The sequence below is a fragment of the Duganella sp. sic0402 genome (assembly GCF_019219065.1).
Classification (GTDB): domain Bacteria; phylum Pseudomonadota; class Gammaproteobacteria; order Burkholderiales; family Burkholderiaceae_D; genus Rugamonas.
Window position 1 is genome coordinate 509,033 of the sequence record NZ_JAHUWK010000003.1, and the last position, 25,366, is coordinate 534,398.

Here is a 25,366-nt window from a genome sequence, read left to right on the forward strand (position 1 = left end):
AATGCCAGCCGGCCTCCCCTCATACGCTTCCTTTTGATCATTCACACAAACGGCAAGTATATAGGCTGGTTACGTGGACTTGAACTCTTGCACCAGAAAGTCGATGAAGGCGCGCATCTTGGCCGGCAGATTGCGGCGGCTCAGATAGTACAGATACAGATCGGCTGAAGGCAGTGTGTAGCCCGGCATGACCTCGCGCAGACGGCCGCTTTCCAGGTATTTGGCGACATCCCATTCCGAACGCTGGACGATGCCGTGGCCGTCCAGCGCCCAATTGAGCACGATGTCGCCATCGTTGCTGGAGACTGCGCCGCGCACTTTGACCAATTCCACCGTGCGCCCTTTCAGCAGGCGCCAGGTGCCGTACACGTCGTCGTTCTGGCGGTGCAGGATGCAGCGGTGGCGATGCAGTTCCTGCGGCGTCTGCGGCTCGCCCGCTTGCTTCAGGTAGGCCGGCGAGGCGCACAGGAAGCGCCGGTTCTTCATCAGCCGGCGCGCGGTCAGGCGGGTGTCGGGCAGTTCGCCGAAACGGATCGCCAGGTCATAGGCTTCCTCCGCCAGGCTGATCGGACGGTCGGTCAGGTGCAGCTCGACTTCCACCTCCGGATAGGCGTGGGCGAAGCGCGAGACGATGGGCGCGATGCGCGTGCGGCCGAATCCCGGCGTGGCATTCACGCGCAACAGGCCTTTCGGCTCGGCGCGGCCGCTGGCTACCGATTCTTCCATGTCACGGATGCGGTGCAGGATGTCGCTGGCCTGGGCCAGGTAAAGCTCGCCCTCATTGGTCAGGCTGATGCGGCGCGTGGTGCGGTTGACCAGGCGCACGCCGAGCCGCTGCTCCATCTGGCTGAGGCGCCTGGTGACGGCCGGCGGCGTCACGCCCAGCTCGCGCGCGGTCGCGCTCATGCTGCCCAGCTTGGCCAGCAGGACGAAAAAGTTCAGGTCCGGCGCCGCTTCATTTTTCATTTCAAGTGAAGAATGGTTTTAATTGTGGTGAATTATAAATGACAAATTCAAGAGTAAGCTAATCGCATCTTCAACAGGAGTACAGCATGAGAATCGTAGAAATCCGCGAAAAAACCGTCCCGATCAGTTCCCCGATCCGCAACGCCTATATCGACTTCAGCAAAATGACGCTGAGCCTGGTGGCCGTGGTGACCGATGTCATCCGCGACGGCAAGCCGGTAATCGGCTACGGCTTCAATTCCAACGGCCGCTATGGCCAGGGCACGCTGATGCGCGAACGCTTCATTCCGCGCATTCTGGAAGCCGATCCTGCCAGCCTGGTCGACGACAGCGGCAACAATCTCGATCCGCACAAAATCTGGAACTGCATGTTCACCAACGAGAAACCGGGCGGCCACGGCGAGCGCTCGGTAGCCATCGGCACCATCGATATGGCGGTGTGGGATGCGGTGGCCAAGATCGAAGGCAAGCCGCTGTTCCAGCTGCTGGCGGACCGCTACGGGAATGGCAAGGCCGACCGCAACATCTTTGTGTACGCAGCCGGCGGCTACTACTATCCGGGCCAGGACCACGGCAAGCTGAAGGATGAGATGCGCAGCTATATCGACCGCGGCTACACGGTGGTGAAAAAGAAAATCGGCGGCGCCTCGCTGGACGAAGACTTGCGCCGCATCGACTCCATCCTGAGCGTGCTGCAGGACGGGCAGAAACTGGCGGTCGACGCCAACGGCCGCTTCGATCTGGACACCGCAATCAAGTACGCCAAGGCGCTGTCGCAGTACGACCTGTTCTGGTACGAGGAACCGGGCGATCCGCTCGACTTCGAATTGCAGGCCACGCTGCGCAATTACTACGCCAACCCCATGGCGACCGGCGAAGACCTGTTCTCAATGCAGGATGCGCGCAACCTGATCCGCTACGGCGGCATGCGCGCCGACCGCGACTGGCTGCAATTCGACTGCGCGCTGAGCTACGGCCTGGTGGAGTATCTGCGCACGCTGGACATGCTGCGCGAACACGGCTGGTCGGCCAAGCGCTGCATCCCGCACGGCGGCCACCAGATGTCGCTCAACATTGCCGCCGGCCTGGGCCTGGGCGGCAATGAATCCTACCCGGATCTGTTCCAGCCTTATGGCGGCTTCCCGGACGGCGTCAAGGTCGAGAACGGCCATATCCTGCTGCCCGAGCTGCCGGGCATTGGCTTTGAGGGCAAGGCCGACCTTTACCGCGAGATGGTCAAGCTGGCCTAAGCTCATTTCAGCGGCGTCAGCGCCTGCAAGCCGGCCGACACATACACCAGCGGCGCGTTCCAGTTGATCGTGACCTCGTTGCTGGCGTAGGAGCAGACGTGGTCAAGATAGGACTTGGCCGGCAATGCCGATGGATAAGGCTGCGGACAATGCGTCTTGTCCTGCTGGCCCGGCTGCGGGCCGCCAGCCAGGAAGCCCGGCACTGGCGCCGCGATGCCATCGGCTTCCGATGGCCGGTGGTGCGGATGCAGCGTTGCGCGCGCGCCGTAGCCGGTGACAAACGACATATCGAGCGCATTCCGCCCCAGCACATAATCCAGGCTGGACTGGGCAGCGTCCAGATAAACACGCTTGCCGTTCAAACGGTAGCCATGCAGCAGCACCATGGCCTGGTTCAGCGCCACCGCATTGCTGCCCCAGACAAAGTCGCTTGTCTGCATGCTGATGCCATAAGGCGATTGCCGCCATCCATCGGCCAGTTGTTGCGCCAGCTTGTCGATGCGGCTGGCGATCAGCGGCTGATCGGCAGCGGGCGTCAGTTTCTGCCGATGCCGTGCCAGCGATAGCCACGCCAGTCCGCGCACATCGCTCCATGATGGCACGGTGGCCGGCTGCTCCGGCGCGCGCATGGCTTTGTAGAATTCGTCCTGGCCGGTGGTGATGTACAGCTCGGCGGCGGCCCAGGCAAATTCATCGCTGACATCGTTGTCGCCATAGTCGCCGGTGACGATGTCCTGCGGTTGCTTGTAGTAGTCGCGCGAATGGGCTTGCGCCCATCGCCACGCGGACTGCGCGGCGGCCAGCATGCGGGCCGACAGTTTCTGATCGAACGGTGCGTAGACGCGGCTGGCGGTTGCCATGACGGCGGCGAAATCCAGCGCGGCGGCGGTGGACTTCTGTACCACGTAGCGCGGTTCTTTGGCCTGGTCCGGCATCACCATGCCGTCGAAACGCTGGTTGGTGAGTTTGTGATAAACGCCGCCGTCGGCCGGGTCTTGCATGGTCAGCATCCACTCCAGGTTCCACCAGGCTTCGTTGAGCAGGTCAGGCCTGCCATTGCCGCTTTCCGGAATATTGAGGCGCTGTTGCTGGAAGTAGGCGGGGAAATCTTCGTAGGCGGCCAGCAGCGTGTAAGTGGAGATGCCGGAGTTGACGACGTATTTGTTGTAGTCACCCGCGTCGTACCAGCCTTTGGGGCTGGAGATGCGCGAGCCCGCCGGGCGCTGTGGCGAGGCGGCCGAGGCATGGATCAGCACTTGTGTATCCGGATGTCCCGCTGGCCGCGCATAGACGCCGGCGTGTTTGGCGTCCAGCGCGATGCTGGCGCGGTTGAAGTAGAAGGCTTTGATCGATGCGGCGTTCAGCGCCTGGTAGGCGGATGCGCTGACCTTGAACGGCAGCGAGTCTGGCAGGCCGTCGACGCGCAGCAGATATGTTCCCGGTTTGGTCAAGGCGGCAAAGCTGGCCTGACGGACCGTGTCGCCGGAATCCGCTGAGCGCGCGGCGGGTCCCAGCAAGCCAGTCAGCACCACCTTGCCGCTATCTGCCTCGACCACTTTGAATTCCCGCACTGCGCCGTCCGGCACCACCGCCACTTTCGCCGCACCGGGCAGAAAGCCGAGCTGATTCAGTTTGATGTCGTCCGCGATGGCCGCGCTGCACGCGCCAAGGCTGGCGATGGTCCAGGCCAGGATAGCTTTCTTCATGTCTCCTCCATATTTGAAATCGTTTTCAAATATGATGGCGCATTTTGCGCAGGAGAGCAATTCAAAGGTAGCGTGCGAACGCAAAGCCGGCGCTGAGCAACACGCTGCCAAACGCCGCCATGCGCCAGGTGAGCTGATAAACCGCATTAGCCAGCTCCTCCTTGGTGGCGAAAGTTTTAAACATCATTTCGGTATGGACTCTAAACGCCTGCTCGCACTCAGAACTGGCGCCTTGTGGCATGGGCTGAATAAATGGTCAGACCATCATGCGGCCGCGAAAAACACGCCGCTGTACGCCCTCTCACACCCGCTACTGTTTCAGATGATTGACAAACCAGCGCCCCGCCGGCCCCGGTGGATGGTCCTTGCGGTGAATCGCGTGCATCGAGAAACCGCCACCCAGAGCCGGATGCACGGCAACATTCAGCCGCACCAGCCGCCCGGCGCGCAAATCATCCTCCACCATGTGCAAGGGCATATGCCCCCAGCCCAAGCCAGCCTTGAGGAAAGCATGCTTGGCGCCGAGATCAGCCAGGCGCCAGGTCTGGCTCGCCATCACGCCGAAGTTGCGGCCGGCCGTCAACGTTGAGCGGTCGGTCAGCACCAGCTGCACATGCTGGCCAGCCTGCTGATGCGTAATCCGGCCCTTGCGCAAGGCAAGCGGATGCTGAGGCGCGGCCACCGCCACCGCCTCTACCGCCAGCAGGAATTCGGAAGCGCATCCGCCCGGAATTTCCGGCAGCGAGCCAATGATGGCCACCCGGCAGTGCCCCTCCAGTAAAGGCTGCGCCACCGCGCCCAGCGCTTCAACATACAGCCGGATCGGTGTATCAGGGAATTCAAGCTTGAACGCCTGCACCGCCGATGTCAGCGTAGAGATCGGGAACATCACGTCCACCGCCACCGCCAGCTCGGCCTCCTGCCCTTCAGCCAGCGTACGGGCGCGCGCCTTGAAGGCATTCATGCCATCGACCGCGATCCGGGCCTGCTCCAGCAGCGCAGCGCCGCCCTCGGTCAGGCGCGGATAACGCCCGGTGCGCTCGAACAGCGCAAAACCCACCTGCTGCTCCAGATTGGCCAACGTGGCGCTGACCACCGACTGCGCACGCCGCAGCTTGCGCCCGGCAGCGGAAAAACTCCCCTCGTCGGCCGCAGCGATAAAAGTACGCAGTTGGTCGATGGACATGGCGTCAAGCATATATCTATTCTTTAGATGATAAGCATCTAATTATATAGGCTATTCGGATGGATATCCGAAATGTAAGATACACCCATCTAACCAATCTTCAGGAGCAATACCATGAACACCAATACCATCTCGACCATCGGCCGCGTACTGCTGGCAACCATCTTCGTCTTCAGCGGCATCGGCAAAGTGATGGCGCCGGCAGGGACTATCGGCTACATCGCCTCCTCCGGCCTGCCGTTCGCGACGCTGGCCTTCGCCGCTGCGGTAGTGGTGGAACTGGGCGGCGGCCTGGCACTGGCCTTCGGCTACAAGGCCCGTATCGTGGCCGCCGTGCTGGCCGCGTTCTCCGTGGTGACGGCGCTGGCCTTCCACAACAACTTCGGCGACCAGAACCAGCTGATCCACTTCCTGAAAAACATCGCCATGGCCGGCGGCCTGCTGCAAGTAGTGGCCTTCTACACCAACAAGGCTAAGGCTTGAGGAACAAGGCCTGCAGATCGCCATACGGCATGGCCTTGGCGATCAGCGGGCCAGCGTTGCCACTGTCGATGAAGCCCTGCGCCATGCCGGCGGCGACCGACCACAGCGCTTGCGGGATGCCGCTGCCGGCACTCAGGCGCGCCACGCCCAGCGCGTGCAGCTCCTGCGCCGGCGGCAAGCCAGGCCAATCCATCACGTTGACCGGCAAACCAGCGCCAGCCACTACCTGTTTGATCTCCGCCACCTGGCAGATGCCCGGCACGAACAGGCCGTCAGCACCCGCCTCCTTGTACAGCGCCGCGCGCTTCAGCACTTCCGCCACGCGCTCGCCTTCCGGCGCCAGACCTTTCAGATAAACGTCGGTGCGGATATTGACGAAAATCTCCCGGCCCAGCTGCTTGATGGCGCGGATTTTATCGGCCAGCAGCGACGGTGCATCGTTGCCGTCTTCCAGATTGATGCCGGCCACGCCTACATCGATCAAGCGCAGCACATTGCGCGCCACCTGCTGCGCGTCGGACGAATAGCCGTTTTCAAAATCCACCGACAGCGGCACCGTCAGCACGCGGGCGATGTTGGCGGCCACCACGATCGCGCTGTCCACCGGCAGGTGATCGTTGTCCGCATAACCCTGCGCCCACGCCACGCCGGCGCTGGTGGTGGCAATCGCCGACGCGCCCAGGCTTTCAAACAGGCGCGCGCTGCCGGCGTCCCAGGCGTTCGGCAGGTGCAGCAGTTTGCTGCCGTCATGCAGTTTTTTGAACTCGCTCATAAACTCTCCATTAAAAAAGGCTGGCTTGCGCCGTGGTCAGGCTGGTGAAGCTGTCTTGCATCGGCAGCAGGATCGAGTCGGCGATCGGTTGCAGCTGCTTGGTCAGATAGTGTTCGTAGTCGATATGCGAGCGCACCACTTCCAGCGGCTCCGGCCCGCCGGTAGTCATGATGTAGCTGATCCAGCCGCCGTTCTGGTAGCGCAGTGGACGCCGCTGCGACTGGTTGTACTCATCGGCGATGCGGGCGGCGCGCACTTGCGGCGGCACGTTGACCTTGTATTCGTCCAGCGGCTGGCGCAGGCGCTTGCGGTAGACCAGCAGATCGTCATGGTCACCGGACAAGGTGCGCTGCGCATAGTCGCGCACAAAGTCCTGGTATGGTTCGTCCTTGAAGATGCGGGTGAACAGCCCTTGCTGGAATTGCTGCGCCAGCGGCGTCCAGTCGCTGCGCGCCACTTCCAGGCCGCGATAGATGACTTCTTCCTCGCCCTTGGCGTTGACCGCCAGGCCGGCATAGCGCTTCTTGCTGCCCATATCGGTGCCGCGTATGGTCGGCATGAAGAATTTCTGATAGTGCGTGTCGAACTCAATTTCCAGGTGACACTCCAGCCCGTGCTTTTCCTTCAGCATGGTGCGCCACCAGTGGTTGATGTCATCGGCCAGACGATGGCCGATCGCCAGCGCTTCCTGATTCGGGTATTCCTTTTTCAGCCAGATGAAGATCGAGTCGGTATCGCCGTAGATCACGTCGTAGCCTTGCGCTTCGACCAGCTCGCGGGTCTGCTTCAGCATCTGGTGGCCGCGCAGCGTCACCGACGACACCAGGCGGGGATTGAAGAAGCGGCACTCGGTCGCGCCCAGCACGCCGCAGAAGGAATTCATCAGCAGTTTCAGCGCCGTCGACAGCGGCTCGTTCCTGGCGCGCTTGGCAGCATCGCGCTGCTTCCAGATATCGGTGGTGATGGCCGGCAAGCAGTGCTTCTCGCGCGAGAACACGGTGCCGTTGACGCCTTCCACCACATCGGCCGGATCTGCTGCGATCTCGCCCTCGATCAGGCCGACCGGATCGACCAGGAAGGTGCGGATAATCGATGGGTACAAACTTTTGTAGTCCAGCACCACCACCGAGTCGTACAGCCCCGGTTTGGAGTCAATCACGAAACCGCCCGGCGAGGCGCCGCCACTGACATCGCCAACATTCGGCGCGACATAGCCTTCGCGGTGCATGCGCGGCAGGTAGTGGTGGTTAAAGGCAGCGATCGATCCACCCAGATGGTCGGCCGCCAGTCCGGTCACGGTAGCGCGCTCGATCATGAAGGCCAGCAGATTGGCCTTGGCGAAGATGCGCGTGACCAGTTCGCAGTCTTTCAGGTTGTAGGTGGCCAGCGCCGGCTTGTCATGATGGAAGCGGCGTTCGATCTCGGCCATCTTGTCGTAGTCGTCGCCGATTTCCTTGCCCTCACCGAGCATCGCTTGCGCCACATTTTCCAGGCTGAAGGACGGGAACATCCACGACGCGGCTTTCAGCGCGTCGATGCCATCGAGGATGATACGGCCCGGCAGCGGCGCAAACAGATAGCCCTGCTTGCCCGGATGCTCGCGCCATTCAATGCCCTTGCCTTCACGTCCCAGCGCCAGCGGCACCTTGTATTTGTCGGCATTCTTTTGCAGCACGCGCAAGTCGAACTGCACCACGTTCCAGCCGGTGATCACGTCCGGATCATGGCGCGCCATCCACGCGTTGAGGCGTTCAATCAGCTGGCGTGGCGTGGCCAGGTATTCCAGATCGAAATCGACCTCGGGCGGATCGGCTGGCGCCTCGCCCAGCATGTAGACCTGGCGCTGGCCGCAGCCTTCCAGCGCGATCGAATACAGGTCTTCGTAGGCGCTGGTTTCGATGTCCAGTGATACCATCTTCAGCGTCGGCCGGTAGTCCGGCGCAGGCTTGAGCTTGCAGTTGTGGATGACGCAGCCGCTGGCATGGCCGCCCTCGGTCTGCACGCCGGCGGTGATGAAGCGCTCCATCAGGTAGCGCTCGGGCGGGCGGATGTCGGCTTCATACAGCTTGACGCCGTGTTCGCGCAGCGTGCGTTCCAGCGCGGTCAGTTGCTTGTAGCGCGAGGCGTACACGCCCACCACCGGCTGCTGCTGGAAAGTTTTGAGTTGCAGTTCGCGTAGTTCGATGCCCGCGTCCGGCTTGATCTGCGCCTGGATCGCTTCGCGCAAGGACGCTTCGGCGAAGGCGACCGAGGTCTGCGCGGTCAGGCGGACCTTCCTCGGGCCGGCGTCGGTCGCCAGCCAGAAATCGATCTCCGTGCCGCTCGGCGTGTCGCGCCAGTGACGGGTCAGGATAAAGCCGGTTTGTGCGGTATGCGTCATGCCAGAATTATACTGTATGCACATACAGCCACACTACTCCGGCCTTACTTCGCTGCTATTCGCTCCTGATCCAGCTACCGGCCCGGTAGGACAGGCGCAAGGCCGCCGGTCCGCGCGGTGCGGGCCGATGCTCAGGCTGGCCCGGCGCGCCTGGCCGTTCGACATCAAAGGCAACGCCGTCCAGGCTGATTTCCACCGAAGCGCCATCCTGGTCGCAGCCCGAGAACAGCAGCAAGGCGCCCGGTCCGCGCACCGCGCCGCGCCGCGTCGACAGGCCGGACCAGCGATAGCTCATCAGCTCGCCCACCAGGCGGGTGGCGGCCTGCACCAGCGGCAGCCGCTGTTCCTGCGACGGGTCGCCGTGATTGATCCAGTGCAGGTGGACTTCGATCAGCGCGCCATAGTCGGCGTCAAACACATAATACAAGCGGGCGGGACCGGGTCCAGGCGGCAGGCAATCGAGCGTCAGTTCCAGCCGCTGCTCGCCGCTCAGGCCGTCGTATTCATGGCGCAAGCTGGGCTGCGCCTTCGGATATTCGCGTGCAATCGCTTCCATGACCGACGCCACATCCATCCCCCAGCGCGCCCGGCCATAGCCGTGGCAGCGGTAGAGGTGTTCGCGCACCTGCCAGGAGCGCGGCTGGCCTGTCAGCGACAGTTCCAGCATGGGGCGCCGCGATGGGCGCTGCGGCAAGCTGTTCGGGACGTGCATGAGAGAGATCGGACTAATGATGAGCCAGAAGGATTTTATGTTGCGATATAGCACCCTGTATGTAGCACGAATGTGCTACACGGCCCCCTGATCGGGCTTGGACGCCGGCGATCCATCGTAGAATGGCCGGATGACGCATACCCCTCCTCCCGACAGTCCCATTCACGTCGCCATCGTCGAAGACGATCCTGATTTCAGCAGCGCCCTCAGCGTCGTCGTACAAGATAGTGCCGACATGCAACTAGTCGGCCGCGCAGGCACCCAGTCCGAAGGCCTGGCCCTGCTGTCCGGTCCACCGGCCGACGTCTTGCTGGTTGATCTCGGCCTGCCGGACGGCTCCGGCATCGAAGTGATTCGTGCCGCCGCCCAGCTGTGGCCCAGTTGCAACATCATGGTCAGCACCAATTTTGGCGATGAGACCCATGTCATGCGCTCGATCGAGGCCGGCGCCGCCGGCTACCTGCTGAAAGACAGTTCGCCGTCCAAGATGAGCGACGAAATCCGCAGCCTGGCCAAAGGCGGCAGCCCGATCAGCCCGATCATCGCGCGGCAAGTCCTGGCGCGCTTCCGCAACACGCCGACCGAGCCGGCCGCCAGCCCGCCCGACGAACATGCGCCGCCGCTGCTGTCGCAACGTGAAAAAGAGGTGCTGGACTTCATCACCAAAGGCTTCACCGTGCATGAAATCGCCAACCTGATGCAGCTATCGCACTTCACCGTGCGCACCTTCGTGCGGCGCATCTACAGCAAACTGAAGGTGACCTCCAAGGCCGAAGCCATTTACGAAGCGCGCACCCAGGGCCTGCTATCCTGATGGACCGCGCCTCGCGCCTGCTGGCCAATCTGCTACTGCTGTTTTCGATCGCGGTGCTGATCGTGGCAGCCTCGCTATACCTCGACGACAGCGGCGCTGCCGGCGCGCCACTGCGCCTGAGCCACGCTGGCTGGCAGGAAACCGTCAGCAGCGGCTACACGCCGCCGCCGCAGACCGTGGACAGCGCCACCCTGCCTGCGGCGTGGCAGCCGGTGCCGCTGCCATTCAGCCCGCCGATTGCGCTGCTGCGGCAGGCGGTGTCGGGCGCCGGCAATGCGCCCTCCGCCGCGATCCACGTGACCTGGCTGAAAATCGCGGTCGGGCAACTGCCAGCCGACGGCCGTCATCTGGCGCTGTACGGCGCCCGCGTCAAGACCGACGGCACCATCGCCGTCTACGTCAACGGCAAGCTGGCGCACCAGGCGCAGCAGAACGGCCCTTCGTGGAACAGCACCCGTACGCCGCTCTGGTTCATGCTCGACAGCGATGCAGGCGCGCAGCCGGTGCACGAAATATTGCTGCGGCTGGAGCATAGCTACGCGTCGCAGACATCGCTGTCGTCGCTGCGCCTGGGACCGGCCAGCAGCTTGCGCGCCGCCTATCACGTTCGCCTGTGGCTACAGCAGCAATTGCCGGCGCTGCTGAGTTCCGCTTTCATGGCGGTCGGCGTGTTTGCGGTGTTCGTCTGGCTGCGTCGTCCCCATGAGATTGCCTACCTGCTGTTCTTCAACCTGGCCGCCACCGCCTTCCTGCGCGGCCTGCATTTCTATATCGACCTGCCGGTTGAAAACGATTGGTTCGCCTGGCTGACGGTCAATTCGCTGTTCTGGCTGGTGCTGGCGGTGCATTTCTTCCTGTGCCAGCTGCACCAGCGGCCGCTGCGCTGGCTGACGCACGCGCTGCTGGCAGTGACGCTGCTGGTTGGCGTGCTGACCTTGCCGGGGCTGGCGCTGCTGCCAAATATGCCGACCGTGACGCCGCTGATTTATCCGGTGGCCGCCCTGATGAGCAGCGTGGCCTGCGTGGTCGGCGGCGTCTGCGCCTGGCGCCATTCGACCGAGGGACGGCTGGTGGTGTACGGCCTGTTCGCCTGCACTGCGATGGGCGTGTCCGACTGGCTGCTGCAAAACAATCTGATCAGCGCCGAAGGCTGGTATCTGGGCGCCTATGCGCCGGCGGTGTGCTTTATCACCTTCGGCATCCTGATGTACCGGCGCTATATCGATGCGATCGCCGAGGTCGAACGGGTCAACGCCAGCCTGGCCGAGCGCCTGAAAAAACGCGAGGCGGAACTGGAAGACAGCCACCAGCGGCTGCGTGCCATCGAGCTGCGCCAGACCATCAGCGACGAACGCCAGCGGCTGATGCAGGACATGCACGACGGCCTCGGCTCATCGCTGATCAGCGCGATCCGCTCGGTGGAACGCGGCAATATCAGCGATGAACGCGTGTCGCAAATCCTGAAAGATTGTCTGGATGACCTCAAACTGACCATCGATTCGATGGAGCCGGTGGAGGCCGACCTGCTGCTATTGCTGGCCACCCTGCGCTTCCGCCTGGAGCCACGGCTGGAAGGCACCGGCGTCAGCCTGCTGTGGGAGGTGCGCGAAACGCCGTCGCTGCCGTGGCTGAATCCGTCCAGCGCCTTGCACATCCTGCGCATCGTCCAGGAAAGCATCGCCAATATTTTGCGCCATACGACGGCGACCGAGATCCGCGTCGGCACCACTGCCGATGCGCATGGCGTGCAGGTGTATATCGCCGACAACGGCGGCGGCTTCGATCTGGAGCAGGCGCTGCGCCAGGGCGGACGCGGCCTGCAAAACCAGCGCCGCCGCGCTGCTTCGGTGGATGGCACGGTCCATTGGGCATGCAGCGGCGCCGGCACCGTCTTCACACTGTGGCTGCCACTGGAACGCAAGGGATAGATGGTAGACTCGCGGCCTTTGTCACTCATACAAGGTTGCCGTGCATTCCATTTCATTGACACTTCTCGCCGCAGCGTTGCTTGCCGTCTCGCCAGCCCATGCGGCCAGCACGCCCACCCAGCAACAAATCCAGGCTGCGGTTGACGCTGGCATTGCCAAGTCGCGCGCCACGCTGCCCATCGCCATGCGGGTCACCAGCTTACTTGGCTGCCAGCCGTCACCGGAAGTACCAGCAGAAGTCGTCTGCCTAGTCGGCATGAGCGCGGCCATGCGCGACGGCTACGTCGTATTGCCGCTGCGCCAGGATGGCGCCGAATGGATAGGCGTTGAACGCAAACACGCACAATATCCCGGCCCCACACCGGCCGAGGCGCAAGCGCTGATACGCGCCTGGGCGACCGAGCTGGCTGCGGCAGATCCGGAAGCGGCCAAGGATGAGCAGATCCAGCAGGCGATGACGACGCTGCAGGTCAAAGCTGTCGATAACTGCGAAGTCATCCGCAAGAGCGGGATTCTGCATTGCGAGGCGACGCTGTCGCTGCCCGCCAAGCCCGCCATCAAGACCGACTTGAAGTTCGCACTGGATGGCAAAGGCTGGCGCTACGTCCCCCGCTAATCGGCGAGCAAAAAAAAGCCCGCTACAGAGAGCGGGCTAAATCTATTTCCTTGGAGGAGAATAGAGGAGACAGGTGCAATCATGCCTGTCGCCAATCTATTAATCCAATTTATCTTTCTGATGCCTGAGATTCACCAGACGCATAACGCTTAGAATTTCACGTCCAGCTTGACGCTGAAGTAGCGGAACACATCACGCGGCGGCACCCAGCTGCTGGCCGAAACCTGCGGCGAGGTCGAGGTCGCACCAGCACGGAACGACGACGGGCCGCTGGCGTTGGCATTCGGGATGTAGAACTTGTCGAACAGGTTGTTGACGCGGAAGCTCAGCTTGTAGCGATCCTTGCCATCACGTACACCAAAGCCCAGATCCGTGATCGAATAGCCATCATTTTCAGCATTCGGATCGTTGTTGATATTGGTGCTGTACTTGCCCTGGTAGCGCACGTTGACGTTGACGAAGCCCTTGAACGGCATTTGCGGGATCGCGAAGTCATAGTTGGCGCCGATGTTCAGCTTGATCTTCGGCGTACCTGGGAACACGCCGCCGTCCAGGTTCTGCACGCCGGTGGTCGAGCCTGGCGAGATCGGGAAGCAGGCCGCGTTCTGGCCGGCGATCGAGCCATTCGCTGCGTACTTGGTGGTGCCCACCGCCACATTGGTCGGATCGCTGTAGCAAGGACCGTTGGCCCACTGATCGATCTTCGGACGGGTGTAGGCCAGCGCCGCGTTCATGGTCAGGTTCTGCGCCAACAGCGCGTTCATGTCCAGCTCGAAGCCGCGCGTCGAGATGTGCGGAATCGAATTCAGCTGGCTGTAGATGGTTGGATCGTTCGGCAGCACATAGGTGACGTTCTGCTGGTAGCCGAAGAAGTCCGACAGGTAGGCCGTGGCCGCGATCGACATGCGGTTGTTGAACAGATTGGCCTTGGTGCCGATCTCCAGGCTCTGGCTGGTTTCCGGTTTGATCGGGAACGCCGCCGATGCCTTCAGGCCCGAGGTCACGTCATACGCCTCGCCCTTGTAGCCGGTGGAGAACTGGCTGTAAACCATCCAGTCCGGGCTGACCTGCTTCTGGATACTGACTTTGCCGGTGGTGGCGCGGTCGGTGTTGCCGATGCTGTGGAACTGGTCGACGCCTACCGGGCCTGGCTTGAAGGACGCCTCGTCCAGCTGGTCGGTGTAGAAGTTGCGCTTGTAGTGGTAGCCCGAGATTTCCTCGTTGACGCGCAGGCCGGCGGTCAGCGTCCAGGTCGGCATGAACTCCCACGACGCCTGGCCGAACACCGATTTATTGGTGTTGTAGATGTCGGTGTAGTAGTTGGTCGGGCTGGATGGCGAGTTGGCGTTGCAGGTCATCGGCGCGACGCAGTAGCCACGGATGAAGTGGCGGTAAATCTCGTTATGCGCCGCCCACAGGCCGGCCACGTACTTGAAGGTGCCGGTGTCCGGCGAGACGTAGCGGATTTCCTGCGTCTTGGAACGGATATCGTAGGTGCCAAACTGGTAGTTGCCGATGGTCGGCACGGTCTGGCCGGCGGCGGCGATGGTCGGCCGGTCGGTAAAGTCCTGGTCGCGGAAGTCGTTGGCCAGGTATTTGCTCCACGAGGTGATCGACATCAGCGTGGCGTCATTCGGCAGCGTCCACGATACTTTCAGGCCCACGCCACGGTCGCTGGAGATCAGGCCGGTCGGGAAATCGCGGCGCACATTGCGGTTGCCCTTGTCATTGACGTTGATGCCAGCCAGCAGTTGCGACGCCGGCAGCAGCGGATTGCCGTTCAGGTAGACGCCATCCAGGCCGATCGGCGTCGACACCTGGGTGCCGGCGGCGGCCGAGCCGGTGCGCAGCACGAAACCATTCACCGCCGTCACACCGCGCGAGTTTTCCTGGTAGTTATAGCGCGGCGTCAGATCCACTTGCACCGAGTCGATCGGATTCCACTGCAGCTTGGCCATAAAGGTCTTGCCGCCCGAGCCGTTGACATCGCGGCCATCGGTCAGATTGTGGAAATTGCCCGGCATGCGGGTCTTGCCGGCGTACAGGCGCATCGCGAAGTGCTCATCCAGCTGGCCGCCGGCCGAGGCGTTGACGCGCCATTCGTGGTCATTGGTCAGGTAGGTGCTGGCGCGATAGGTCATCGGGCCGGAAATCTGCTTGGTGACGATGTTGACCGCACCGGCCACCGCCGACTTGCCGAACAGCGTACTCTGCGGGCCTTTCAGCACTTCGATGCGGGCCACGTCGGCCAGGTCCTTGAAGGCCTGGAACTGGGTGGCGATAGGGATGTCATCGATAATCACCGCCACGTCCGACTCGACGCCGATGCCGACCGAAACGGTGCCGATGCCGCGCATGAAGATGGCGTTGTTGGCGGCAGTGGTGCCGGCGTTCAGCGTCAGCGATGGCATCATCGCCACCACGTCTTCGATCTCGCGGATATTGGTGCGCTGGATTTCCTGCTCGCTCATCACCGAAATCGACATTGGAACGCTTTCCAATTTTTCGACGCGTTTATTCGCGGTTACCACGACAGTATCCAGGGTGCCGGGTTTGGTGGTGGATTCTTCCTGCTGCGCGTGGGCGTTCATGGCCAGCAAGGCCAAGGCAAGCGCCGAGGCCATCGGCGTCAGGTGGATGGGTTTCTTCATGGTCGTCTCCGTTTTAATTTTAGTTAATCGTTTAACTTAAGTGACGAGCAAGATTAAATCAGGCTTCCAAAGAAGTCAATACAAGTGGGAAATCCGCGCAACAGATGTGCGGAAAACGATTACCTTCAACCTCAAAGGGTTATTTGTAACGAGCAAGTTCCATTTTACCGATCTGGCTGCGGTGCACCTCGTCCGGTCCGTCCGCCAGGCGCAGCGAACGGGCGCTGGCGTAGGCATGGGCCAGGAAGGGATCGGCCATGCCGCCGCCGCCCTGCACCTGGATGGCCCAGTCGATCACCTTGCAGGCCATCGCCGGCGCGGCGACCTTGATCATGGCGATTTCCTTGGCCGCCACCTTGTTGCCCACGGTATCCATCATATGGGCCGCATTCAGCACCAGGAAACGCGCCTGGTCGATCAGGATGCGCGACTCGGCGATGCGCTCGAGCGTCACGCCCTGCTGCGCCACCGGCTTGCCGAATGCAACCCGCGCCAGGCTGCGCTTGCACATCTGCTCCAGCGCGCGCTCGGCCAGGCCAATCAGGCGCATGCAGTGGTGGATACGGCCGGGTCCGAGGCGCCCTTGGGCGATCTCGAAGCCCCTGCCCTCGCCCAGCAGCAGGTTGGCGGCCGGTACCCGCACATGCTCGAACAGCACTTCAGCGTGGCCGTGCGGCGCGTCGTCGAAACCGAACACCGGCAGATGGCGCAGGATGTTGACGCCAGGCGTGTCGCGCGGCACCAGTATCATCGACTGCTGCTGGTGGCGGCTCGGATTGTCCGGATCGCTCTTGCCCATGAAGATGAACACCGCGCAGCGCGGATCATTGGCGCCGGACGACCACCACTTGCGGCCGTTGATCACGTACTCGTCGCCATCGCGGACGATGGCGCTTTCGATATTGGTCGCGTCCGACGAGGCCACCGCCGGTTCGGTCATGCCAAAGCAGGAGCGGATACGGCCGTCCAACAGTGGTTCCAGCCATTGCTGCTGCTGTTGCGGCGTGCCGTAGCGCGCCAGCACTTCCATATTGCCGGTGTCCGGCGCCGAGCAGTTGAAGACTTCCGGCGCCCAGTGCACCCGGCCCATGATTTCGCACAGCGGCGCGTATTCCAGGTTGCTCAGGCCGGCGCCCCGGCCGGAATCCGGCAGGAACAGATTCCACAGGCCGGCGGCGCGCGCCTTCAGCTTCAGTTCTTCCATGATGCGGGTCGCCACCCAGGCGTTGCCGGCCTGGCGGTTGGCGTCCACCTCGGCGTGGAAGGCGGCTTCGTTCGGATAAATATGCTCGTCCATGAAGGCCGTCAGCCTGGCCTGAAGCTGCTGTACTTTCGGGCTGTAATCGAAGTCCATCGTGTCTCCTTATCGGTATGTGACCGCACCCGGCTGGCCCAGCCACTCCAGGTGCGCGTAATTATTCAGATAGCTCAGCGTGAACTGGCCGGGGCGCTGCAGCAGCTTGGTGACGCCGCAATTGGCCAGCGTCCAGTTCAGCGCCATCACCTGATGGTCCTGCAGCCCAAGCAGGTGCTGCATCAGCGCCGCGATCACGCCACCGGAGGTGAACACGATGGTGGTCTGCTTGCTGCTGTCTGCATCCAGCCGTTGCAGCGCGTTCACGCAGCGGCCGCGGAACTGTGGCCAGCTTTCGGTGTAATCGCTGCCGGCCATCCAGCGCTGCATGGCGTCGCGGAACAGCTGCTCCAGCGCGCGCGGCGGATCGACGTGATTGGCCAGCAGCGTCTTGAATGCTGCCGCGTCGGCAAACTCGGGACAATGCCGCAGCAGCACTTCCTTGTGATCGAACTCGGCGAAGTCCGCGTCGGTGATCCATTCGGTGTCAATCAGCAGCTTCTTCGGCAGCGCGCCCATGCAGGCGTCGGCCGTCTGGCGATGGCGGGCCATGCCGCCGTTGATCACCCGGTTGAAGCGCTGATGTGTATTGGCGTACCACTGGCCCAGCAGACGCGCCTGCTCATAGCCCAGCTCCGACAGCTGATCGTAATTGGCTTTGCCGAAGGAAGCCTGCCCGTGGCGCACCAGAAAAATTTGTCCCATCTCGCCTCCTACCAGAGAGCTATAGCTTAGCGGCTGGCCTATAATTCATCAAATGAATAGTATTAATGCTCACGAATAAATACCATGCATATATCCAAGGTCGATCTCAACCTGTTCATCGTGCTGGACGCGATATACACGGAAGGCAGCATCACCCGCGCCAGCCAGAAAATGCATCTGACGCAGCCGGCCATCAGCCACGCGCTGAATCGCCTGCGCCAGCTATTCGATGATCCGCTATTCGAGCGCCAGGGCCATGTGATGACGCCAACGCCGCTGGCCCGCTCCATCATCGAACCGGTACGGCGCGCCTTGCGTGGATTCGAGGTGACGCTGACCGGTGCCGCGCGCTTTGACGCCGCCAGCAGCGAACGCAGCTTCTCGCTGGCGGTGCGCGACGTGCTGGAAGCCAGCGTACTGCCGCCGTTGATGGCTGGCGTCGCGCAGCAGGCGCCATCGGCCACCTTGAACACGCTGCAAGTGAGCCGCCGCGAACTGGAAGGCGAACTGGCTGCCGGCACGCTGGACGCCGCCATCGACGTGCTGCTACCGCTGTCGAACGATATCCGCCGCACGCAGCTGGCCGGCGATCAGACCGTGGTATTGGTGCGGCGCGGCCATCCGCTGGTGAAGCGGCGCGCGCTGACGCTGGAGACGTATTTACAGCTGGAGCACATCCAGACCAGTTCACGCCGGCGCGGGCCGGGGCTGGAAGATGTGGAACTGAGCCGGCAAGGCCTGCAACGCCGCATCCGCCTGCGCTGCCAGCACTACTTCGCAGCCTGCCGCGTGGTCAGCCAGACCGACCTGGCGCTGACCATGCCCGACCGCCTGGCACGCATCGTCAACCAGCAATTCAACAACCAGATCCTGCCGCTGCCCTTGCCCATGCCGTCACTGGACGTCTATCTATACTGGCACGCCAACGTCGACAACGACCCGGCCAACACCTGGCTGCGCAAGCAGATTGCGGCCACCATGCAGCACTGAACCACGAACTTCATCCCCCTCTATCCTCAGGAATATGAAACACATACACTTCTATCGCTGGACCCTGCCATCAGCAGTTGCATGCTTGTTTGTCGCCGCTCTGATGTGCATCGCCCGGACCGCCGCCGCCTCGCCACCAGCGACGCCGCTGATCATCGGCGAAAGCTGGCTGATCGACTCCTCGGCCCTGGGTGAAAAGCGCCGCATTAATGTCTATCGCCCGTCGGGCCTTGCCGCAGACACGCCGCTGCCCGTCATGTACATGCCGGACGGCGGCCTGGCGGAAGACTTCCTGCACGTTGCCGGCTTGCTGCAGGTCGGCACGGCCAATATGAGCACCCGCCCCTTCCTGCTGGTCGGCATCGAAAACACCGAAAGGCGCCGCGATCTGACCGGGCCGACAGACGTCGCCAAGGACCGCAGCATCGCGCCGCGCGTCGGCGGATCGCAGGCATACCGCCGCTTTATACGGGATGAACTCATGCCGGAAGTAGCGAAGCGTTACCGTGTGACGCAAGAGCGTGCGATCACCGGCGAGTCGCTGGCCGGACTGTTCGTACTCGAAACGCTGGTACAGGAGCCGGAGATGTTCGACACCTACATCGCGCTGGACCCGAGCCTGTGGTGGAATGCCGGGAAATTGCTGTCCCAACCAGCTGGGAAGATGGCTTTCAGCAGCAGGAAAAACCTGTACATCGGTTCCAGCGCGGACGGCCAGTCCTTCATTAACAAGTCTGCACTCGCAACTGCTTTCGGCAAGACTGACAACCTGAATTACCACTACGAAGACTGGCCGGCCGAAACGCATGCGACTATTTATCACCCCGCCGCCTTGAAAGCCTTCCGGACGCTGCTCGCCCCGAAAAAGGACTGAATCAGCAGGCCGGTTTTTCACCGGCCGCCAGCGCTCGCACGACCTTGGAGATATCGGCGCCGATGCGGGCGATAGCGCGGCGGTGGCCGGCCACCAGTTCGTCATAGCCGGGGCCGGCGCTTTCCTGAGCCACGCTGCGGCAGGTCAGCACCTGTGTGGTGCCGGCCAGACGAACGCTCCATACGGCGTCGATCAGCGCGTACTGTCCCGGCGCCGATTCAAAGCGCTGCACATTGGTACTGATGCGATAAACCGGTGTTTTGTCCGGCACCGGGTTGCGGGATACGTCGATGGTCCCGAGTTCGCCGGTAATCGCCAGCGATAAAGCCTGGCCGATCTCCGCCGCTGGCGGCGCCGACCAGCGCTCCTGTTCCAGCACATCGATCCGGCCAGCGCCGGTGCTTACCACCAGCTGATTGCGCGCCACCTGCTTCGGCACCACCACCGCCGGCACCTCGATGTAGTATGCCGGCGCGGTGTTCTCTGCCGACGCGGGCTTGCCGACGCCCAGCCCATTGCTGAGGCTATAGAATTTTTCCTGCGGCACGCTGCCGCACGCCGTCAGCATCGCCGCCGCCATGGCCAACACGCCTGCACCAACACGCATCATTTTTGCTCTCCTTTTTTCTCCGGCTTGCCGCGTATCAGCGACTCGGGATGCCGTTCCAGATAATCCGCCAGCGCATTCAGCGACTCCATGGTTTCCGTCACCTGCCGCAAGGCTTCACGCAGGTCGGACTGCATCGGCGAATCCTTTTGCAGCAGCAGGTCCGCTTCGCTGAAGGTTCTCCGCGCCGCCGCCAGCGTGTCTTTCAGCTCCGGCACCACTTGCGCATCCAGACGCTTCATCAGCACATCGGCACTCTTCAAGGTGTCGCGCAGATTTTTGCCGATTTCCTCGAACGGCACCTTGTCCAACTTGCGCGCGATGCTGGACAGCTGCGTCTGCAATTCATCCAGGCTGTTAGGCACGGTCGGCAATTCCACCACTTCCTGGGTAGTGTCAACCTTGGCCGGCGCCGCATTCGGGAAGAAATCCAGCGCCACGTACAACTGCCCGGTCAGCAGATTCCCGGTACGTAGTTGTCCACGCAAGCCGCGCGACACCAGCCGCTCCAGCACTTGCGCGCCGGCGTTGCGCTCCTGGTCTTCCTCCACGGTACGCGCAAAGTTGCGTCCCAGCCGCGCCGGATACATATCCACCGTCACCGGCATGCGGAAGCTCTTCTTCACGCGGTCGAATTCCACGCCCACTGAGCGCACCTCGCCCAGCACAATGCCACGGAAGTCGACCGGTGCCCCCGGCGACAGGCCGCGCAGCGACTGATCGAAATACAGCACCGTGGTGACCGCCACGCCATCCGGCTCGCGCATCGCGCTGGCCTGATCGGGCGCCAGTGCAAACACGCTGCCGCCCGGCGCCACTGCCGAAGGCTTCTGCCCGCTGACCGATTCAAACGCGATGCCGCCCACCAGCAGCGCAGCCAGCGACTGGGTGTTCACTTTGAAACCGCTTGAATCCAGCCGTACATCGACGCCGCTGGCATGCCACCAGCGGGTGTTCTTGCCGACATACTGATCGTAAGGCGCGGCGATGAACACCGACATCTTCACGCCACGGCCCTTCTCTTCCAGGTCGAAGCCGGTCACCTGGCCGACCTGAATGCGGCGATAGAAGATCGGCGCGCCGACATCGATCGATCCCAGCGACTCGCTGTGCAGCATGTAAGACGTGCCCTTCTCGTCGCGGGTGACTTGCGGCGGCTTTTCCAGGCCGGTGAATTCATGCGTGGTCTCCTCCGACTTGCCCGCATCCACGCCAATGTAAGAGCCGGACAACAAGGTATTCAGGCCGGTCACGCCGCTCGCGCCGATGCGCGGCCGCACCACCCAGAAACGCGTGTCTTCCGCCGTGAAACGCTTGGCCTCCTTGCTCATGTCGATGGTCACCAGCACCTTGGACAGATCACGCGCCAGCGAAATCGTGCGCACCAGGCCGATGTCCACGTCCTTGTATTTGACCTTGGTCTTGCCCGGCTCCAGCCCATCCGCGCTGCGGAAGCTGACCGTGACGGTAGGCCCCTGATCCAGCAGCGTCTTGGCCACCAGCGTCAGGCCGATCAGCGCCGCCAGCAAGGGTATCAGCCACACCAGCGACGGCATCCAGCGATTGGCCTTCTCCACCTCCGGCTCGGGCAACGGCGGATTGCCGTTCTCGTTTTCAGACATGCTTCTCTCCATGTGTATCGACAGGGTCCCAGATCAGGCGGGGATCAAACTGCATAGACGCGATCATGGTCAGCACCACCACCGCGCAAAACGCCAGCGCGCCGGGACCGGCCGTGATCACCGCCAACGACTGGAAGCGCACCAGCGCCACCGTCAGCGTAATGACAAAAATATCCAGCATCGACCAGCGTCCAACAAACTCCACGATGCGATACAACACCGTGCGCTGCAAGGGCTGCCAGCGGGAGCGCCGCTGCGCCGTCCACGCCAGCAGCGCCAGCGCCACCAGCTTGGCCACCGGCACCACAATACTGGCGATGAAGATGATCACCGCCAGCGCGGGCGAGCCGCTGGTCCAGAAATAGACCACGCCACTGATGATGGTGTCATCCTCTTTGCCGAACAGCGAATGCGTGTACATCACCGGCAGCAGATTGGCGGGAATGTACAGAATCGCCGCCGCCAGCAGAAAGGCCCAGGTGCGTCCCACGCTGTCCGGACGGCGGCGATTCAGGCGCGCGCCGCAGCGCGCGCAGTACTGGTGCCGCACCGTGTACTTCAGCGACTCCACCAGCCCGCAGCTATGGCAGGCCAGCAGCGGCGCTCCCTTCACCAGCGCGGCGTACTTGAAGGTCTTCTGCGCCACGCGTCGCGGTCCCGGCAAGTGCTCGCCGATATTCCACAAAATCTTCGGATCGAATGACACCACGATCGCCAGCATCAGCGTCAGCGCGCCAAAGGCAAACAGGCCAGGATGCAGCACGATCTGGGCCAGACTGGTCATCTTGACGATGGTGATCAGGATGCCGATCATCAGCACCTCGGTCATGCCCCAGCGCCGCGCCATACCGACCGCGCGCAGCAAATGGTCGAATCCCGGCGGCCGCTGGCCGGCCCGCAGCGACATCGTCACATACAGCAAGGAACCCAGCTCCACCGCCGGCAGCAATATCGTAAACAGGAATACCACCACCGCCACCAGCTGCATCTGCTCCGTCCACAGCACGCGTATGGCGCCCAGCAGCGTGGCGCTGGTGTTGTAGCCGCCGACTTCCAGCTCCACGATGGGGAAAAACTGTGCGATCAAAAACGTGAACACGGTGGCCATGGTGATCGCCGCCATGTGGCCAGCATTCGAATGGATGCCGCGATACAGGACCGAACGGCAGCGCACGCAGCGCGCTTTCTCGCGCGGGCGCAGCGGGCGGCGCTGATGCAGCACACCGCAATCGTGACAGCTGATTAAATCGTATCGATACACAGGCTGGCCGGATGGTCAATAATGACCATATCATACGGCAAAGCCGTATCGGCTATGATAAAGCACTCACATAAGCACCTATCGGAGACAGCTATGTCCCGCTGCTGGCCAGCCATCCCGGCAATCGCCCTTGCCATCGCATCCGTGCCCGTTCAGGCGCAGGGCCCCGATACGCTTATCTTCGGCACCACCCATGAAGCCGATTCCCGCGTCTACCAATATGCGAGCGACTATCTGCGGCGGCTATGCGCGGAAGTGCGCCAGCGCTGCCAGCTGCAAAGCCTGCCCGGACGGCGCAGCGCCGCCATGATGGCCGACGGCAGCCTTGCTGGCGAAATGGGACGGGTCAAGGACTATGGCCGCCGTCATCCACAATACCTGCGCCTGGACCAACCGTTTGTGCAGTCACGCACTTACGCATTCACGCCGGCCGGACAGCCGGGCATCGACAGTTGGGCACAACTGGCGAAGCGGGCGCGCACGGTCAGCTACAAGCGCGGCGTGCATGCGTATCAAACCAGGCTGGAATCGCTGCAACCGCAGCTAATCCCGCATGATGTGCAAACCGTGCCGGCTTGCCTGCAAATGGTGCTGACAGGCCGCGACCAGGCCTGCATCTACGACGATGGCAGTCTGAGCGCCGCGTCTCAGGCCACGCTGGACCAGGGGCGCATCGGCAAGCCGCTGGAGGAATTGGCGCTGTATCTCTATCTCGGCGCAGAGCAGCGCGCATTGGCGCCTGCGCTCAATGCCGCCGCCAGCCGCTTGCAGGCGCAAGGGCTGAAGGCGGAACTGCACCGCAAATACTTTACTTTGCCTTGACGCTGGAAGGCAGCTCCTGGAAATCGTCGGTCTTGACCAGCGCCTGCCAGGTTGCCATCAGCTTGGGCGGCGGCACGATCAGCTTGCGCGCCGATAGGTCCAGCCAGCCGCCGGTGCTGTTGACGCGCGCTGCCAGCTTGCCGTCCGGGCGGATGATGTCCGAGCGCAGTATCCAGCGGCTGCCGTCTTCGGCCAGTCCTGCCAGCGACAGCGTGACGGTGATTTCCTCCAGCAGCAGCACTTCCTTGACATAGGCGATTTCGTCCTTCATTACCACCGGGCCGATTTTCAGCCGCATGAATTCGCTCATCGGGAAGCCGTGCTCCGACAGGAACAGCATCCGCACGTCGCCCGACTTGTCGAGAAACGCGGTGTTGCGCATATGGCTGTTGAAGTCCATATCGCCCCAGCCAGCCATCAGTTTTTTAGCAAACATCTCACTCCCCAAGGAAATCGAATAAGGTGCATGCTACCACCTTCGTCGCCTTGCGCAGATCTTCGAGATAGAGGCGCTCGTCGGCCTTCTTGGCGTTCGATTCCGGCACGGTGCGCGGGCCGGCGCCGTACAGCACCGCCGGAATGCCATGCTCGCCGTACAGCCGCGCATCCGCGTACAGCGGCGTGCCTTGCGCCGGGATGGTTTCGCCGATGAAGGTGAGCGCGTTTTGCTGGAGGCTGGCCACCAGCTTCTGCGTGCCCGGACGTTCGCGCAGCGCATGCGACAGCAGCAGGCGCTTGATCTCCAGCGTAATGCCGGGCTGGCCACGCACCGCGTTTTCGATCAGCGCACGCACCTGCGCTTCCACTTGCACTGGATCTTCTTCCGGTATCATGCGGCGGTCCATTTTCAATACCACTTTGCCGGGCACCACATTGGTATTGGTGCCGCCGTCGATACGGCCCACCAGCATGGTCGGCGAGTCGATGCCGGCGATCTTCGATTTGGTCTTTTTCAGTTCCGGCAATTGATCGTAGATCGCGTTCAGGATGCGTGTGGCGGCCTGCAAGGCATCGTGGCCTGTCTCCGGCATCGCGCCGTGACCGGATTTTCCGTGCACGGTAATCTCCAGTTGCAAACAGGCGTTGTGCGCGGTGACGATGTTGTAGCTGAAGCCAGCCGCGATCACATAATCAGGCTTGGTCAGTTTCTGCTCCAGCAGCCAGCCCGGTCCCAGCAGGCCGCCGAATTCCTCGTCGTAGGTAAAGTGCAGTTCCAGCCCGCCTTTGAGCGGAACACCCAGCGCCTCGAGCGCGCGCGTGGCGAAGATATAAGTGGCGAAGTCGCATTTGGACACTGCCGCCGCGCGGCCGTAGATATAGCCATCCGCCACCACGCCGCCGTACGGCGGATAGGTCCAGTTGTCGCCCGGCGGGACCACATCGCCGTGCGCATTCAGCGCCACGGTCGGGCCACCGGCCGCGTAAGGCCGGCGCACGATCAGGTTGGTGATGCTCTGCATGCCGTAATCGCGCACGGCCTGCTCCGGGACTGCGTGCTTTTCCGCCGTCCAGCCATACGCCCTGACCAGTTCCGCCACCATGTCCGCGTGCGGTGCATTGTTACCGGGCGGGGTATCGGTCGGCACGCGCAGCAGTTGCTGCAATACGCCGACTTCCTCGTCGAAGTGGGCATCGATCCATGCGGCCAGTTTTTGCTTGATCATTGC

Annotated in this window: 23 protein-coding genes; 8 read left to right on the forward strand and 15 right to left on the reverse strand. The window is 62.6% G+C overall.

The annotated features are described in order from the left end of the window. Nucleotides 1-69: 69 nt before the first annotated feature. On the reverse strand, nucleotides 70-966 hold the full coding sequence (locus tag KW842_RS11250; RefSeq protein ID WP_218304162.1) for a LysR family transcriptional regulator: 897 nt from the start codon (nucleotides 964-966) through the stop codon (nucleotides 70-72). 86 nt (nucleotides 967-1,052) lie between these two features. Between KW842_RS11250 and KW842_RS11255 the strand changes: the two genes are divergently transcribed. Next, a complete protein-coding gene (locus KW842_RS11255) occupies nucleotides 1,053-2,216 on the forward strand; it encodes a mandelate racemase/muconate lactonizing enzyme family protein (protein WP_218304163.1) in 1,164 nt (387 codons plus the stop codon). A 2-nt stretch (nucleotides 2,217-2,218) separates the two neighbouring features. Here the strand turns inward: KW842_RS11255 and KW842_RS11260 are convergent, their stop codons facing one another. The 3 genes from KW842_RS11260 to KW842_RS11265 form a co-directional block, all read right to left on the reverse strand. Next, the gene (locus KW842_RS11260; protein WP_218304164.1) at nucleotides 2,219-3,922 is read right to left on the reverse strand and encodes a glycoside hydrolase family 9 protein; all 1,704 of its coding nucleotides are present in this window, start codon (nucleotides 3,920-3,922) and stop codon (nucleotides 2,219-2,221) included. A gap of 61 nt (nucleotides 3,923-3,983) precedes the next feature. Then, the gene (locus KW842_RS27610; protein WP_255583959.1) at nucleotides 3,984-4,109 is read right to left on the reverse strand and encodes a hypothetical protein; all 126 of its coding nucleotides are present in this window, start codon (nucleotides 4,107-4,109) and stop codon (nucleotides 3,984-3,986) included. Nucleotides 4,110-4,232: 123 nt separating this feature from the next. Beyond that, a complete protein-coding gene (locus KW842_RS11265) occupies nucleotides 4,233-5,120 on the reverse strand; it encodes a LysR family transcriptional regulator (protein WP_218304165.1) in 888 nt (295 codons plus the stop codon). A 102-nt stretch (nucleotides 5,121-5,222) separates the two neighbouring features. Here KW842_RS11265 and KW842_RS11270 point away from each other — a divergent pair, with 102 nt between their 5' ends. Then, nucleotides 5,223-5,591: a DoxX family protein gene (locus KW842_RS11270; RefSeq protein WP_218304166.1), complete on the forward strand. Its 369-nt coding sequence runs from the start codon at nucleotides 5,223-5,225 to the stop codon at nucleotides 5,589-5,591. Here KW842_RS11270 and KW842_RS11275 read toward each other — a convergent pair. The 3 genes from KW842_RS11275 to KW842_RS11285 are packed head-to-tail and all read right to left on the reverse strand — an operon-like array spanning nucleotide 5,581 to nucleotide 9,455. Further along, a complete protein-coding gene (locus tag KW842_RS11275; protein WP_218304167.1) occupies nucleotides 5,581-6,363 on the reverse strand; it encodes an isocitrate lyase/phosphoenolpyruvate mutase family protein in 783 nt (260 codons plus the stop codon). The genes KW842_RS11270 and KW842_RS11275 overlap by 11 nt on opposite strands. A 10-nt stretch (nucleotides 6,364-6,373) precedes the next feature. Further along, nucleotides 6,374-8,743: a DNA polymerase II gene (locus tag KW842_RS11280; protein WP_218304168.1), complete on the reverse strand. Its 2,370-nt coding sequence runs from the start codon at nucleotides 8,741-8,743 to the stop codon at nucleotides 6,374-6,376. 55 nt (nucleotides 8,744-8,798) lie between these two features. Next, nucleotides 8,799-9,455 (reverse strand): hypothetical protein, encoded by a 657-nt coding sequence (locus KW842_RS11285; protein ID WP_218304169.1) that lies wholly within the window; start codon nucleotides 9,453-9,455, stop codon nucleotides 8,799-8,801. A gap of 130 nt (nucleotides 9,456-9,585) precedes the next feature. On the opposite strand from KW842_RS11285, the gene KW842_RS11290 reads away from it, so the two are divergent. Genes KW842_RS11290 through KW842_RS11300 form a run of 3 tightly spaced genes read left to right on the forward strand, consistent with a single transcriptional unit; the run spans nucleotide 9,586 to nucleotide 12,813 of the window. Continuing rightward, nucleotides 9,586-10,269, forward strand: coding sequence for a response regulator transcription factor (locus KW842_RS11290; protein ID WP_218304170.1), 684 nt, complete (start codon nucleotides 9,586-9,588; stop codon nucleotides 10,267-10,269). Further along, nucleotides 10,269-12,197 (forward strand): sensor histidine kinase, encoded by a 1,929-nt coding sequence (locus KW842_RS11295; RefSeq protein WP_218304171.1) that lies wholly within the window; start codon nucleotides 10,269-10,271, stop codon nucleotides 12,195-12,197. The genes KW842_RS11290 and KW842_RS11295 overlap by 1 nt, the downstream gene beginning before the upstream one ends. A gap of 55 nt (nucleotides 12,198-12,252) precedes the next feature. Next, nucleotides 12,253-12,813, forward strand: a complete 561-nt coding sequence (locus tag KW842_RS11300) for a hypothetical protein (RefSeq protein WP_218304172.1) — start codon at nucleotides 12,253-12,255, stop codon at nucleotides 12,811-12,813. A gap of 149 nt (nucleotides 12,814-12,962) precedes the next feature. Here KW842_RS11300 and KW842_RS11305 read toward each other — a convergent pair whose 3' ends face one another. From KW842_RS11305 to KW842_RS11315, 3 genes are all read right to left on the reverse strand, one after another. Continuing rightward, nucleotides 12,963-15,464 (reverse strand): TonB-dependent receptor, encoded by a 2,502-nt coding sequence (locus KW842_RS11305; protein ID WP_218304173.1) that lies wholly within the window; start codon nucleotides 15,462-15,464, stop codon nucleotides 12,963-12,965. A 139-nt stretch (nucleotides 15,465-15,603) separates the two neighbouring features. Then, on the reverse strand, nucleotides 15,604-16,818 hold the full coding sequence (locus tag KW842_RS11310) for an acyl-CoA dehydrogenase family protein (protein ID WP_218304174.1): 1,215 nt from the start codon (nucleotides 16,816-16,818) through the stop codon (nucleotides 15,604-15,606). A 9-nt stretch (nucleotides 16,819-16,827) separates the two neighbouring features. Further along, nucleotides 16,828-17,523 carry a histidine phosphatase family protein gene (locus KW842_RS11315; RefSeq protein ID WP_218304175.1) on the reverse strand — a complete coding sequence of 232 codons (696 nt, stop codon included), beginning with the start codon at nucleotides 17,521-17,523 and terminating at the stop codon, nucleotides 16,828-16,830. 84 nt (nucleotides 17,524-17,607) lie between these two features. Between KW842_RS11315 and KW842_RS11320 the strand changes: the two genes are divergently transcribed. Further along, a complete protein-coding gene (locus KW842_RS11320) occupies nucleotides 17,608-18,513 on the forward strand; it encodes a LysR family transcriptional regulator (RefSeq protein ID WP_218304176.1) in 906 nt (301 codons plus the stop codon). 34 nt (nucleotides 18,514-18,547) lie between these two features. Then, the gene (locus KW842_RS11325) at nucleotides 18,548-19,387 is read left to right on the forward strand and encodes an alpha/beta hydrolase (protein WP_218304177.1); all 840 of its coding nucleotides are present in this window, start codon (nucleotides 18,548-18,550) and stop codon (nucleotides 19,385-19,387) included. A 1-nt stretch (nucleotide 19,388) separates the two neighbouring features. On the opposite strand, the gene KW842_RS11330 is transcribed toward KW842_RS11325, so the two are convergent. The 3 genes from KW842_RS11330 to KW842_RS11340 are packed head-to-tail and all read right to left on the reverse strand — an operon-like array spanning nucleotide 19,389 to nucleotide 22,877. Then, complete coding sequence (locus KW842_RS11330) at nucleotides 19,389-19,997, reverse strand: membrane integrity-associated transporter subunit PqiC (protein WP_218304178.1); 609 nt, start codon at nucleotides 19,995-19,997, stop codon at nucleotides 19,389-19,391. Then, nucleotides 19,994-21,616, reverse strand: coding sequence for an intermembrane transport protein PqiB (locus KW842_RS11335; protein WP_218304179.1), 1,623 nt, complete (start codon nucleotides 21,614-21,616; stop codon nucleotides 19,994-19,996). Before KW842_RS11335 ends, KW842_RS11330 begins: the two co-directional genes overlap by 4 nt. Continuing rightward, entirely contained in the window at nucleotides 21,609-22,877 is a 1,269-nt protein-coding gene (locus KW842_RS11340; protein WP_218304180.1) for a paraquat-inducible protein A, read from the reverse strand. The genes KW842_RS11335 and KW842_RS11340 overlap by 8 nt, the downstream gene beginning before the upstream one ends. Before the next feature lie 93 nt (nucleotides 22,878-22,970). Here KW842_RS11340 and KW842_RS11345 point away from each other — a divergent pair, with 93 nt between their 5' ends. After that, nucleotides 22,971-23,699, forward strand: coding sequence for a transporter substrate-binding domain-containing protein (locus KW842_RS11345; RefSeq protein ID WP_218304181.1), 729 nt, complete (start codon nucleotides 22,971-22,973; stop codon nucleotides 23,697-23,699). Here the strand turns inward: KW842_RS11345 and KW842_RS11350 are convergent. Next, a complete protein-coding gene (locus KW842_RS11350; protein ID WP_218304182.1) occupies nucleotides 23,686-24,135 on the reverse strand; it encodes a thioesterase family protein in 450 nt (149 codons plus the stop codon). The two genes, KW842_RS11345 and KW842_RS11350, sit on opposite strands and share 14 nt — an antisense overlap. A 1-nt stretch (nucleotide 24,136) precedes the next feature. Continuing rightward, nucleotides 24,137-25,363 (reverse strand): M20/M25/M40 family metallo-hydrolase, encoded by a 1,227-nt coding sequence (locus tag KW842_RS11355; RefSeq protein WP_373925170.1) that lies wholly within the window; start codon nucleotides 25,361-25,363, stop codon nucleotides 24,137-24,139. Nucleotides 25,364-25,366 lie beyond the last annotated feature (3 nt).